Source organism: Kluyvera sp. (genome assembly GCF_047971185.1).
Lineage (GTDB): Bacteria > Pseudomonadota > Gammaproteobacteria > Enterobacterales > Enterobacteriaceae > Kluyvera.
Map to the genome: position 1 here is coordinate 1 of NZ_JBKDZH010000051.1, position 14,530 is coordinate 14,530.

General features: G+C 54.3%; 5 protein-coding genes and 2 pseudogenes. 6 read left to right on the plus strand and 1 reads right to left on the minus strand.

Annotation, left to right across the window (positions count from 1 at the left end; genetic code table 11):
- From ACK5JN_RS14650 to ACK5JN_RS14670, 5 genes and pseudogenes are all read left to right on the plus strand, one after another.
- Positions 1-2,201, plus strand: a pseudogene (locus ACK5JN_RS14650) (hypothetical protein); the annotation flags it as partial.
- A gap of 799 nt (positions 2,202-3,000) precedes the next feature.
- Positions 3,001-6,000, plus strand: coding sequence for a retention module-containing protein (locus ACK5JN_RS14655; protein WP_416870847.1), 3,000 nt, complete (start codon positions 3,001-3,003; stop codon positions 5,998-6,000).
- A gap of 129 nt (positions 6,001-6,129) precedes the next feature.
- Positions 6,130-7,469 (plus strand): annotated as a pseudogene (locus ACK5JN_RS14660) (TolC family outer membrane protein).
- 97 nt (positions 7,470-7,566) lie between these two features.
- On the plus strand, positions 7,567-9,753 hold the full coding sequence (locus ACK5JN_RS14665) for a type I secretion system permease/ATPase (protein WP_416870848.1): 2,187 nt from the start codon (positions 7,567-7,569) through the stop codon (positions 9,751-9,753).
- Between the two features lie 16 nt (positions 9,754-9,769).
- The gene (locus ACK5JN_RS14670) at positions 9,770-11,104 is read left to right on the plus strand and encodes an HlyD family type I secretion periplasmic adaptor subunit (RefSeq protein WP_416870896.1); all 1,335 of its coding nucleotides are present in this window, start codon (positions 9,770-9,772) and stop codon (positions 11,102-11,104) included.
- 86 nt (positions 11,105-11,190) lie between these two features.
- Here ACK5JN_RS14670 and proP read toward each other — a convergent pair whose 3' ends face one another.
- Entirely contained in the window at positions 11,191-12,693 is a 1,503-nt protein-coding gene (gene proP / locus ACK5JN_RS14675) for a glycine betaine/L-proline transporter ProP (protein ID WP_416870849.1), read from the minus strand.
- Between the two features lie 682 nt (positions 12,694-13,375).
- Between proP and kdgT the strand changes: the two genes are divergently transcribed.
- Positions 13,376-14,374: a 2-keto-3-deoxygluconate transporter gene (gene kdgT, locus ACK5JN_RS14680; protein WP_416870850.1), complete on the plus strand. Its 999-nt coding sequence runs from the start codon at positions 13,376-13,378 to the stop codon at positions 14,372-14,374.
- Positions 14,375-14,530: the final 156 nt, after the last annotated feature.

Consider the following 14,530-nt stretch of genomic DNA (forward strand, 5'->3'; position numbering starts at 1 on the left):
CTGATGCAGATGCTGATGCTGATGCTGATGCCGATGCTGATTCCGACAGCGACTCTGACTCCGACAGCGACTCTGACTCCGACAGCGACTCTGACTCCGACAGCGACTCTGACTCCGACAGCGACTCTGATTCCGACAGCGACTCTGATTCCGACAGCGACTCTGACTCCGACAGCGACTCTGACTCCGACAGCGACTCTGACTCCGACAGCGACTCTGACTCCGATAGCGACTCTGATTCCGACAGCGACTCTGATTCCGACAGCGACTCTGATTCCGACAGCGACTCTGATTCCGACAGCGACTCTGATTCCGACAGCGACTCTGATTCCGACAGCGACTCTGATTCCGACGGCGATTCCGACGGCGACTCCGATTCCGACGGCGACTCCGATTCCGACGGCGATTCCGATTCCGACGGCGATTCCGATTCCGACGGCGACTCCGATTCCGACGGCGACTCCGATTCCGATGGCGACTCCGACTCCGACGTCACCCTTAACGTTAACGTGAACGTGACGGAATCATCCAAAGTCACAGAGGTGAACGGCGGCAGTAAAGATCCGAGCGGGAATGGTTTTGACGTCGACAGCAACGGCATGATCGTCGCCGTCGGCCCTAACGTGGTGATTTGGGTGTCGGAAGGCGATATTGGCAAATACGTTTCCAGCGATATTCCTGCAGAAAATATTCACGTTTACGACCAGGGGAACGAGGGTAAAACGGACGTCTTCGTGCTGCATGAAGACAGTACCTACACCCAGAGCGACGGTACCCAGCATCCGATGAACGCCGTCAACGGGAACCGGGAGCCGTCAACGAGTGACGCGAACGACTATATCTTCGTGCCTGGCTCATCGAACTGGAGCTCGTCAGCGGGTTCGGCCAACGTCAATGGCAACATCAACTATTACGAAAGCGTGAACGTCACCATCAACGGTAAAACGTATGGCGGCAACAACAAGGTGACGGAAGTCATCTCCGGTGACGGGAAGGAAGGTCTGGATCCTTCGAATCCGGATACCGATACCACGTGGAAGTATGAGCTGAACATTGATGCGAACCTCGATGGTGCGGCGGATGGCGACCACATCTCGTCAGTTAAACTCACCGGGTTACCGCCGGGCACCACGGTCAGCTACAACGGTGAAAACTACACAGTTGATGAACATGGCAACGTGGTTATCGATATCACCGGTGATAGCAACCTGAATATGGATCTCACCTTTACCTCATCGACGCAGATCGACGATCTCGGGTCGATCAAGGTGGAGATCACTAGCGAGGTTGATGGTTCGTCGCATTCTTCGGGCGAGATCGATGCTAACAGCGGCGATCACGCGATCGCTATCACTGGTGACGAAGATCATCATGCGGATAGCGATTCGGCAAGCCTGATGAGCGCGGACGACGACGTACATCATGCGACGTCGGATCACGCGGAAAGCGGCGATCATGGCCATGCTGACGATACCGCTTCGACGGATACAACCAATAACAGCACCAGCGCAGATCAGGCGGGAGAGACAGATTCACCAGCGCAGACCGGCGAGGAGTCGACGACGGATCAGAGCGAAGGTGACGGCACATCCGAACAGACTGCAGATACCGACTCGACCGACACAACGGACGAGACGGCCTCTACGGAGACGACGGATCATACCGATGGTGACAACACATCCGAACAAACCGCAGCGACCGACTCGGCCGACCCAACGGACGAGACGGCCTCTACGGAGACAACGGATGACAACATCACTACGGATCAAGATGCCTCAACCCTGCTGGATGACCATGATGAGCTCGACCTGAGCAGCGTGAACCAGGACGCTTCGTTGACGCAAACTGCCGAGGAAAACCCGGAAACGTCGCTCAGTCTCTTGCTGGATGATATCGATAGCCAGTTAAACAGCAGCGATGCCGCGCAGAGCGAAGCGACGCAGGCGGATAACTCAGCGGCGGTTGAAACCAGCGAGCCAAACCAGGAGAACGTTATCGATCTCAGCGACATCATTCATGATGATGACGCGAAAGACCTCAGTTCGCTGATTCAGGTCGCGGACGCTGCCGACAGCGAATCGACAGCAGGGCACGTTCAGGATGTGCCCGCCGAAAGTTCAGGCAGTGGCGGAGAGTCCTGGGGCGCATACGATGCGGCCGAATTGGATCACCTGATCGCGCAGCCGGATACGGATGCTTAATACAAAAGGGCTAGCTTACGCTAGCCCTTTTCTTTTTCCCTGGCCAATACATTCAACAATTCAACGTATATAAGACAATCTTTCTTATCTATATTTTAGACCAGATGGTCTGATATTACATATTTCATCATAAAAATACCCCCAACAAAGCTATTACAAATACGAAATTTTGTAATTCTAAAAATGTGCCATGCCACATCCGGCTAACCAATTAAATTTATTAACCAATTGACAGCGCTAAACTCAAATATTTCAGATAATACATTCTTTTTTATCGTAAGGTTATCTAATGCATTAGGGATAATATTGAAATAATAATAGAATGGTCCATCAAGATTAGAATAGCTCATTTATTATCAATATGTTAGAGCATAAGCCTGTTAAATCACAGCCATAAAAACCTTACAACAATGAGCAGTAAGAAAAGTAAATTTCATTTAATATCAATAAATTATAAAACCGTCTATCATAACCCTTATACAGCATGAATTTTTCTGCCAGGTATTTCATGACCTTATCAGAAACAGACATAATCCTATTTCTTTGTGGAAAATTCTTACTAAAACGACATTAAAATCAAAGAAACTGTCTTTTTTGCATATTACTTTATAACCATAGCCAGATTTTTATTTACCAGCCCTCATCTCCAGGCGGGGCTGGAATACTATCAGCACGCACACAAACGTATTAGCTACGGTGTTTTGTGTTGACGGTGCTGCCATGGAGCGAAGTTATACACAACCACTCTATGAGCCATGAACAAATGGAATCGTTCACGTAAGATTAAGAGGAGTAAGATATGGCTGATGTAACCGGAGTAATAAAAGCGATAATAGGGCAAGCCTTCGCTATTTCACCTGACGGAAGCAGACGCTTACTGGTGGAAGGGGATAAAATTTTTGCCGGTGAACAAATTCAAACCAGTGCCGACGGCGCGGTCACGCTGAGCCTGGCCAATGGCAAAAATCTCGATCTTGGACGCGATAGCCTCTGGGATAGTACAAGCATCTCCCCTGCCGCTACTCCTGATACCCCTCCTGTTGATATTGCCGCAATCCAGCAGGCGATTGCCGAGGGTCAGGACCCGACCCAAACCCTTGAAGCGACCGCCGCAGGCCCACAAACCATCGTCGAAAGCGGCGGTGAACCTGGCGTCGGCGGCGCGCACACGCACGTGATTCTCGATCTGACGGGCGAAGTCGTTGACCCCACCGCGGGCTACCCAACGGAAGGGCTGGATTTCCCGGATACCGATATTGTTGAGGAAATGACGATCCTCGACCCCGTCGATCGCAGTTTAGTCGATGATGATACTGATGCGGATGCTGATGCGGATAGTGATTCAGACTCTGATTCCGACAGTGACTCGGACTCCGACAGCGATTCTGACTCTGACAGCGACTCAGATTCCGACAGCGACTCTGACTCCGACAGCGACTCTGACTCCGACAGCGACTCTGACTCCGACAGCGACTCTGACTCCGACAGCGACTCAGATTCCGACAGCGATTCAGATTCCGACAGTGACTCGGATTCCGACAGCGATTCGGATTCCGACAGCGATTCGGACTCTGACAGTGACTCGGACTCCGACAGCGATTCTGACTCCGACAGCGACTCGGACTCCGACAGCGACTCGGACTCCGACAGCGACTCGGACTCCGACAGCGATTCTGACTCCGACAGCGACTCAGACTCTGACAGTGACTCGGACTCCGACAGCGACTCAGACTCTGACAGCGACTCAGACTCTGACAGTGACTCAGATTCCGACAGCGATTCGGACTCCGACAGCGACTCTGACTCTGACACTGACTCTGACTCTGACAGCGATTCTGACTCCGACAGCGACTCAGATTCCGACAGCGATTCAGATTCCGACAGCGACTCAGATTCCGACAGCGACTCAGACTCTGACAGCGACTCAGACAGTGACTCAGATTCCGACAGCGATTCCGACTCCGACAGCGACTCAGACTCCGACAGCGACTCAGATTCCGACAGCGATTCCGACTCCGACAGTGACTCGGACTCCGACAGCGATTCCGACTCCGACAGCGACTCGGACTCCGACAGCGATTCTGACTCCGACAGCGATTCTGACTCCGACAGCGACTCAGATTCCGACAGCGACTCTGATTCCGACAGCGACTCTGATTCCGACAACGAAAAAGTCACACTCTCCGTTAACGTGACTCCAGGCATAAAGTCCGAGATCCCCGGTGAATCAACGGAAGGCAAGGTATTCCAGGTTAACGGCGGTTCTTCAGAACCTTATGGATTTGACGTGGTCGACGGAGTCATTACCGCGATAGGAAGCAGCGTTCGGGTTTGGCTCACTAAGGGCGTCGATCCTGAGCCGACCTGTGATGATCCGTCGCAAATCCAGTATTACACCAGTAAAAACGTGGATGCGACGAAGCTGAATGACAGCGAAAGCTACAGCGATATCTTTGTAATAGGCACTCACTCACAGGCCACAAACGGAAGCAAGCTAGGCGGGGTCGGCGGGGATCAGATAGCTATTGGAGAGAGCGGGTGTAAAGATTACATCTTTTTAGTCGGCGAAGCGGCTGACTACCAATTCAGCGCTACAGAAAAAGATAACGGTCAATTCAACAACCTGACCGCAATCAAAATATTCAGCGCTGACGGTAAAACACAGCTCATCCCGAATGCCACAAAATTTATCGAAGGCGTCATTTATGGGGATGGTCTCTCCGAGCATCCGGGGCAAACCACGGCAAGCTGGAAGGTTACTCTGGATATAAACGTCGATCTGGATAGCGAAAGTGAGACGCAAACCATCACGCAAATAACGCTGCATGGGCTACCGAAAGATGCAGTATTCAGTGGAAATGACATGGAGCACGTGACCGTCATGTACAACGAAGACGGCACCTATACGCTCATCTTTGAGGACGGTATTAAGGATTTCAACGGTCAAATCACTATCACCATACCGGATGGCGAAGACACCACACTCGAACTCGCCATGGATGTAGATACCTCCGCGGGAACTTACGAAGGAGATGAGTTCAGCAGCGAAAATGGATACGCCGATACCACACAATGGGATTACAGCAGCGTCGACAACGAGGAACTGTCTCTTGACGCCCAGGAAATGGATATCGCTATGGCGACCATGGCGGACACCCCTATCGACGTCGAAACCGTAGAGGATGCCAATACCGAAGACCACACCCTGCAACCCACGGACAGCGACGACCACGTCGACGAGAGTCAGTATGCAGAGGATAACGTCTCCACGGAACCGACGGATACCCCAGAAGAAACGGCCGAGATCAGTGATGACCCGCAGGATACCGATGCGGATAGCCTCGATAATCCGCTGGTGGACAGCGACTCGCTGGTTCTCAATAACGTCGGCGATGCACCCGATAGCCTGACCACCGATAGCGCCCCGCTGAACGACGCGCACGGTGACACGGAGGAAAACTCACTCACTACCCTGCTGGGCAGCAATAGCGACGATGGCACGGTTCATGAAACTGAAACAATCAGTGGAGAAAGTAATCACAACGACAATAGTAATGAGTCTGGTCAAGAAACCACCATTATTAGTCAGGATGAACCTTTATCATTCAGTGATATTATAAATGAGGGTGACAATAAGGATATCTCCAACCTCATTCCAACAACGGAGACAACGGAAACGGCGCAAACGCCAAATAACGTTGAGCATGTTCCGGCGGAAGGCGGAGACGCAGACGGCAGTCAGACCTGGGCCAGCAATGAGCCGGATGATTTAATTGCCAAACCTGAAGTTGAAGCCTGATGCATAACGCCATGGGGCTGCTATCAGCCCCATGAGCGTTGGCACCTATTTTGTTTTTTGTCTAATGACATTGCCTCTGGCGGGTAAAGCCACGAGTCAGGGAAATGTACGAAAGGAAAGGACGACATGATGAATAAACACATTCGGGTATTAACAGGCATCTCTCTGCCATTACTGTTTGCCAACAACGTGAGCGCGGCGTCGCTCGAGCAAGCGGTCAGAGACAGTTTACTATGGCATCCGCAGGTGAGCGCGTCGGTGAATAGCCGTTATTCTGCCGACCAGGATCTGCGTGCCGCGAAGGGTGGCTATTTGCCGACGTTGGATCTGTCCGCCGGGACCGGCTGGGAGCAGACCGATAACTCCTCTACCCGTGCGGCAGACGATCATCGTCGTAACCTGCACCGCAGCGAATCAAGCATCAACCTGCGGCAGAACGTGTTTAACGGCTTTGCCACTTCAAGCGAAGTCGCACGCCAGAAAGCCACCGTGAACTCACGTGCGTTCTCGGTGATGAATACCAGTGAAGTGACCGCGCTGGACGCCATCCAGAGCTACCTTGACGTGCTGATGCGTCAGAAAATGGTGAAGCTGGCGCAGGATAACCTGAAAAGCCACGAACGTATTTTCGATCAGATTCGTTTGCGTACCGAGCAGGGCGTAGGCCGTACCGCCGACTATGAACAGGCGCAGGCCCGTCTGGCGCAGGCAAAAAACAACCTGCTGACCGAGCAAACCAACCTGGAAGATGCGCAGGCCAACTACTACAGTGTGATCGGCAAAGAAGCGACCGGTCTTTCGATGCCGATGACCACCAAAGTCCCGGCCTCGCAGGCCGAAGCGCGGAAGCTGATGCTGGAAAACAGCCCGCTGCTGAAACAGGCGGATTCGGACGTTGAGGCCACCCGTCAGCAGTATGAAGCGGCGAAATCCCGCTTCTACCCGAGCGTTAATATCGACGTGGGTCGCCGTATGGATAACAACGTTGACGGCACGCGCGGTCATGACCAGGAGTGGCAGGCCATGGTTCGTATGAACTATAACCTGTTTAACGGCGGCAGCGACCAGGCACAGTTGTCATCCTATGCGTATAAAATGCAGGAGGCGCAGGACGTGAAGCGTAACGCCCTTCGCCAGCTGGATGAAGAGCTGCGTCTGTCGTGGAACGCCTGGCAGAACGCCAAACAGCAGGTGCCGATCGCCAAAGACTATGCCGATCGCAGCGCCGTGGTACGTACCGCCTACCAGGAGCAGTTCAGCATCGGCGAACGTAGCTGGACAGCGAAAACGAAGTCTTCAACGCCCAGCGCCGCTACGTCGAGATGCAGTTTACGGAGATGTTCACCACCTACCGCATCAACGCCCGTATCGGCGATCTGTTAAAGCAGCTGAATATTCAGGCACCGTCTGCCGCGCAGCCGGTCGAGGTGCAGCAAACGGCACACAGCAATTTACCTGACCTGAAGTAACAGATTTTGGGCCTACGGGTTATCTCATCTTATGGTGAGATAACCCATTATATTCTCTAGCCTTAGCGAGTTTTTCGCTGGTATATAAGGTCTGATTATGGCGTCTTATACTGATCCACTTGAGCAAGCAAATACCTCTCCTGATGACTCCATCAGACTCGACCCACGTCAAAACCATGATGATCCCCTGCTCGACTCGCTGATGATCGTGTGCCAGCTGCACAATATCATCACCAGCCGCAACGTCTTAACCGCCGGGCTACCGCTGAATGAACACCGCCTGACCCTCAGCGCCTTTCCGCGCGCCGCGCAGCGTGCGGGGTTAAAAGCGCGCGTATTACAGCGGCCGCTGGAAAAAATCACCGCCCTCTCGCTGCCCGCCATTGTGCTGCTTAAAAACGAGCAGGCCGCGGTGCTGATCGGCTGGGATGACCAGCAGCGCGCGCGTCTGCTGTCGACGGAAACGGAAGGCGGCGAAATCGTGCTCGAGCGCGAAACGCTGGCGGAAAACTACAGCGGGAAAACCATTTTTATCCAGCGCGGGCACGAATTTGATAGCCAGCCGACGGCCATTATCCCGCGCACGAAGTCCTGGTTCAAAGACACGTTAAAACTGTCGAAATTCCTCTATCTTGACTCTATCGTCGCCAGTTTTATCATCAACGTGATCGCTATCGCCACGCCGCTGTTCGTGATGAACGTTTACGACCGCGTGGTGCCCAACCAGGCGACCGCCACCCTGTGGGTGCTGGCGATCGGTATTTCGATTGCCTTTATCTTTGACCTGATACTGAAAGTATTACGCGGTATCTGCCTCGATTTAGCGGGGAAAAAGACCGATCTTATCGTCTCGGCGGCGCTTTTCGAGCGCCTGCTCGGCATGAGGATGAAAGCGCGCCCGTTACGCGTCGGCAGCTTTACGCAGCACTTTCAGGAATACCAGTCGGTACGTGATTTTCTCTCATCGCTCACCCTGACGGCGCTGATCGACCTGCCGTTTACCTTATTGATTTTGCTGGTTATCGGTATCATCGGCGGCCCGCTGGCCTTCGTTCCGCTGCTCTGTTACCCGCTGGCGCTGCTCGTCAACTGGATGATTCAGCGCCCGCTGCAGGCGCAGGTGCAGAAAACCTATCGCCTCTCCACGGAACGTCAGGCCATGCTGGTTGAGACCATTACCGGGCTGGACGCCATCAAGGTCAACAACGCGCAAAGCGAGCGTCAGTACCAGTGGGAACAGATTATCGGCCAGCTCAGCAAGCTTGAGCTGCGGGTCAAATCGCTGTCCTACGTCGCGGTGAACTTCACCGCCTGGATTCAACAAATCGCGGGCGTGGTGATGATTGTCGTCGGGGTTTACAGCATTATTGCCGGTAGCCTCAGTATGGGCGGCCTGATCGCCTGTTACCTGCTGAACCGTCGCGCGATGATGCCGATTGGCCAGCTCTGCAGCCTGATCACCCGCTACCAGCGCGCGAAAATGACCAAGGCCACCATCGACAACATGATGGACCTTGAGCAGGAAGTGCAGGACGACGAAGTGCCGCTGAAGCGCGAAACGCTCTCCGGAGCCATCGAATTCCGCGACGTTAGCTTCCGCTATCCGCATAACCAGTTCCTGTCGCTCAACGGTATTTCGCTGAAAATTGAGCCGGGCGAGAAGGTCGGGATTATCGGCCGCAGCGGCTCCGGCAAAAGCTCGCTGGCCAAGCTGCTGGTCGGTTTCTACCAGCCCGACGGCGGCACTATCCTGATTGACGGTATCGACGCCCGCCAGCTCGACGTCAACGACGTGCGCCACAACATCGGCTACGCGCCGCAGGATATCCATCTGTTCAGCGGCACGCTGCGCGACAACCTGTTAAGCGGCGCCAGCTACGTGGACGAAGAAACAATGCTGCGCGCGGCCACCTTAGCCGGCGTGCACGAGTTTGCGCGCCGTCACCCGTCCGGCTACAACATGCAGGTCGGTGAACGCGGGATGAACCTCTCCGGCGGCCAACGACAGGCCGTCGCGCTGGCTCGTGCGCTGCTGCTCGACCCGCCGGTGCTGCTGATGGATGAGCCAACCAGTTCGATGGATAACACCAGCGAAGACCTGATTAAGAAGGCGCTGACGCCAATGGTGCGCAACAAAACGCTGTTGCTGGTGACCCACCGCGCCTCGTTGCTGACGCTGGTCGATCGTCTGATTATCCTCGACAACGGCAAAATCATCGCCGATGGTCCGAAAGAAAGCGTGATGAACGCACTGAAGAAAGGACAAATTCATGCGCAACGCTAACCGACTTACCCGCCTGATGAAATGGCTGTTTGGCGACAAAAATGCCTCTACGCTCACCGCTAACGAGGTGAATAAGGCGCTTATCGATGACTCCCCGCGGGTGGTGCGTATCACCCTGTGGGCCATTCTCGGCTTCTTTATCATCATGATTACCTGGGCATCGCTGGCCGACATTGATGAAGTCACGCGCGGCGATGGTAAAGCGATCCCGTCCTCACGCCTGCAAAAAATCCAGAACCTGGAGGGCGGGATTGTGGCTGAGGTGTTCGTGCACGAAGGTGAAGTGGTCAAAGCCGGCGCACCGCTGCTGCGCCTGGACGACACCCGCTTTCGCTCTAACGCCGGTGAGTCTGAGGCCGACCGTTTGGCGCTGGAGGCCCGCATTCAGCGCCTGACCGCGCAGCTGGACGATAAAGAGACCCTGACCCTGTCGCCGGATATCCTCGAGAAATCGCCGGATATCGCCAACGGCGAAATGGAGCTGTTCGCCAGCGTCAACAAGCGTATCCAGAGCGAACTGTCCGGCTTAAACGAACAGCTGGTGCAGAAGAAGCAGGAGCTGCTGGACTATCAGGCCAAAGGCTCGCAGTACCGCCGCAGCCTGAGCCTGTTGCAGCAGGAGATCAGCATGTCTGAGCCACTGGTCGCCAAAGGGGCGATTTCTAAGGTCGAGGTGCTGCGTCTGCGTCGTTCTGAGGTGGAAACCCGCGGGCAGCTTGAGTCCGTAACCCTGGCCGTGCCGCGCGCCGAGGCGGCGATTAAAGAGATTGAGAGCAAAATCAATGAAACGCGTGGCCGCTACCGCAGCGAAGCGCTGTCGCAGCTCAATGAAGCGCGAACCGATCTCAGCAAAATCGAAGCCTCCGGCAAAGCGATTGAAGACCGGGTGAACCGTACCCTCGTCACCTCGCCGGTGCGCGGTATCGTGCAGCAGCTGATGGTCAACACCATCGGCGGCGTTATTCAGCCGGGTAATGACCTGGTCGAAATCGTTCCACTGGATGATACGCTGCTGGTCGAGGCGAAAATCCGCCCGCAGGACATCGCGTTCCTGCGTCCGGGTCAGGAAGCTATCGTCAAATTCACCGCCTATGACTACACCATCTACGGCGGCCTGAAGGCGAAGCTGGAGCAAATCAGCCCGGATACGGTGACGGATAAAGAGGGGAAAAGCTTCTACGTCATTCGCCTGCGTACCGAGAAAAACCACCTGGGCAGCGACGAGAAGCCGCTGATTATTATCCCTGGGATGGTGGCGTCGGTAGATATTATTACCGGTAAGAAAACGGTTCTCTCCTATCTGCTGAAGCCGATTCTGCGGGCCAAAGCGGAAGCGTTCCGCGAACGGTAAGCATCAAAAAACCCCGGCGGCTTAACGGGCCGACCGGGGTTGTTTGATCTGTTTCCCGGCGTCGCTGCGCTCGGCCGGGCTACGTTTTACTCGTTAATCTTCGGATGCTGCATCACCAGCTGCGAGCGTTTCTCCTGCAGCTCGGCAATCTCCGCGTCAATATCTTCAATCTTGTGCTCAATATGGTCGTGATGCTCCTGAAGAATTTCACGCGCTTCCTCGATATCCGAGGCCGCAGGTGTCGCGCCTTTCAGCGGACGGTTGGCGGTCTCTTTCATCGTCACGCCGGTAATCAGACCAATCACCGCAATCACCATCAGATAGTAAGCCGGCATCATCAGGTTCTGCGTTGACTCAACCAGCCAGGCCGCCAGCGTCGGCGTCAGACCGGCCACCAGCACCGAGATGTTAAAGGCGCTGGCCAGCGCGCTATAGCGGATGTGGGTCGGGAACATCGCCGGCAGCGACGAAGCCATCACCCCGGTGAAACAGTTGAGGATCACCGCCAGCAGCAGCAGGCCGGAGAAAATCAGCCCGATCGAGTTGCTGTTAATCAGGATAAATGCCGGAATCGAGAACACCAGCAGCGCGACGCTGCCCACTACCACGAACGGGCGACGGCCGAAGCGGTCGCTCAGCAGCCCCATCACCGGCTGCACGAAAAGCATCCCGATCATAATGGCGATAATAATCAGCACGCCGTGGTCTTCCGAGTAGTGCAGGTTATGCGACAGGTAGCTCGGCATGTAGGTCAGCAGCATGTAGTAGGTGACGTTGGTCGAGATAACCAGGCCGATACAGGCCAGCAGGCTACGCCAGTGCTTGGTGGCGATCTCTTTAAACGATACTTTCGGGCCGTCCTGCAGGCCCTGACGATCGCCCTGCTCGAGCTTATCCACGTGCTGCTGGAACGCCGGCGTCTCTTCCAGCGCATGACGCAGGTAAAGACCGATAACCCCTAGCGGCAGCGCGACGAAGAACGGAATACGCCAGCCCCATTCGAGGAAGTTGGCCTCACCGACCGCCGTAGAGAGCAGAACCACCAGCCCTGCGCCCATCACAAACCCGGCGATAGAACCGAAGTCCAGCCAGCTGCCCATAAAGCCGCGCTTACGGTCCGGTGAATATTCGGCAACGAAGATCGACGCCCCGGTATATTCGCCGCCGACCGAGAAGCCCTGCGCCATTTTACACAGCAGCAGCAGCACAGGCGCCCAGATACCAATGGACTCATACGACGGAATAAGCCCGATACAGAATGTACTGAGCGACATAATGATAATGGTGATGGAGAGAATCTTCTGGCGGCCGTATTTATCCCCCAGCATCCCGAAGAACAGCCCGCCCAGCGGACGAATCAGGAAGGGAACGGAGAAGGTCCCCAGTGCGGCAATCATCTGTACGCTTGGGTCTGCGTCCGGGAAGAAGACTTTACCCAGCGCGTAGGCCACGAATCCATAAACCCCGAAATCGAACCACTCCATCGCGTTACCCAACGAAGCGGCGGTAATTGCTTTGCGTAGTTTGGCATCATCGATAATGGTGACGTCACGAAGCGTGATCGGTTTTACTTTTTTCCTTCTAAGCATGGTTTTCCTCGTTCAATTTCGCCTTGAACGCACACCCCGTGGCGGCAAACGGCAAGGCGTTTGCGAAGGTGCGTAAAGGGAACCGTGGCAATTCTGGTTCCGTTTATCCAAGCGTAGCAGGTTTGCATGTCGGCGGTGGAGTATGTTCTCCGGACAATCAAACCTGTTGAGCCTGATGGCGAGTCTGTTAAAAAGGCGCCTCTCGAAAAAATCCCACAGAGGGGCAATCCTATTTACCCTAACAGCGATTAATATTGTGATCAACTTAACAAAAGCATGACACCGACTACGCTGGCGAAATATTTCCCTCACATTTGACCGACCATCGCGGTTTGACCAGCCGAAAAATCGCGCAAATCGCCCCCCTTTTTTCCTCATCTAAGATAAAACTTATTTCAAAATATTTCACAATGTTTTCACAGCATTTCTCAATCTCATCAGAACGCTGATTCCATTTATGAAATATGTGATCCACATAACTAAAACACTGTTTTATTTTGATTGAATCAGCATTCCAGCAAATGCATTATAGCGTCCGAAACAACGTTAAACATGCCAGAAAATTCCTACGCATGGGTAGGCTACTGGGATGTAAACACCAGACGATAGCAATATAAACAACTGAAATTATTATACTTAATCTCTTCTGACGTCAGCCGACGGCACGAAGCGAGGATGCCACATGAAAATTAAAGCAACAATGGAACGAATCCCTGGTGGGATGATGCTGATCCCGTTACTGTTAGGCGCGGTATTAAATACCTTTGCACCTGACACCGGTGAATATTTCGGATCTTTCACTAAAGGTATGATCGGCGGAACGGTGCCTATTCTGGCCGTCTGGTTCTTCTGTATTGGGGCATCCATTGATTTGCGCGCCACCGGCACGGTATTACGTAAATCCGGTACGCTGGTGCTGACCAAAATCGGCGTGGCGTGGGTCGTGGCGATGATTGCCGCGATGTTTATTCCTGAGGGCGGTATTCAGACCGGTTTCTTCGCCGGGCTTTCCGTGCTGGCGATCGTTTCCGCGATGGATATGACCAACGGCGGCCTGTACGCCAGCCTGATGAACCAGTACGGCACCAAAGAAGAGTCCGGCGCATTCGTACTGATGTCTCTGGAATCCGGCCCGCTGATGACCATGGTGATCCTCGGTTCCGCAGGTCTCGCTTCCTTCGAGCCACACCACTTTATCGGTGCGGTGCTGCCGTTCCTGATCGGCTTTACGCTGGGCAACCTGGACCACGATCTGCGTTCTTTCTTCAGCAAAGCCACGCCGGTACTGATTCCGTTCTTCGGCTTCGCGCTGGGTAACACCATCAACCTGAGCGTGATTATGGACACCGGCCTGCTGGGCATTCTGCTGGGTGTTGCCGTTATCGTTATCACCGGTATTCCGCTGATTATTGCTGACCGCGTGATCGGGGGTGGTAATGGTACCGCAGGCGTCGCCGCCTCTTCCGCAGCAGGTGCTGCCGTGGCGAACCCGGTGATCATTGCGCAGATTAACCCATCGTTCGCCCCGGTGGCCGCTTCCGCCACGGCGCTGGTTGCCGCAAGCGTGATTGTCACCGCGATTCTGGTGCCGATTATTACCGCGCTGTATGCGAAACGTTACGGCGCACCAAAACCGGAAGGCGCCGAAAAGCAGGTGATACCGGAGTCCGCGCACCACTAAATCGGTTCCCTCTCCCCGCCGGGGAGAGGGATAATTTCCCCGCCCTTCCCCATCCCGTCCGGGATAACACCGACAAATGCAGGGTTTTATTGTATAATCAGGGCTATTTTCGGCGATTTGCCGTTTTTTCAGGCCCTTGCCTTTCGCACTGCACTT

Bases quoted from the DNA above. Each gene is read 5' to 3' on its own strand.
- ACK5JN_RS14655 (WP_416870847.1), top strand. From the start codon at position 3,001: ATGGCTGATGTAACCGGAGTAATAAAAGCGATAATAGGGCAAGCCTTC.
- kdgT (WP_416870850.1), top strand. From the start codon at position 13,376: ATGAAAATTAAAGCAACAATGGAACGAATCCCTGGTGGGATGATGCTG.
- ACK5JN_RS14670 (WP_416870896.1), top strand. From the start codon at position 9,770: ATGAAATGGCTGTTTGGCGACAAAAATGCCTCTACGCTCACCGCTAAC.
- proP (WP_416870849.1), bottom strand. From the start codon at position 12,693: ATGCTTAGAAGGAAAAAAGTAAAACCGATCACGCTTCGTGACGTCACC.
- ACK5JN_RS14665 (WP_416870848.1), top strand. From the start codon at position 7,567: ATGGCGTCTTATACTGATCCACTTGAGCAAGCAAATACCTCTCCTGAT.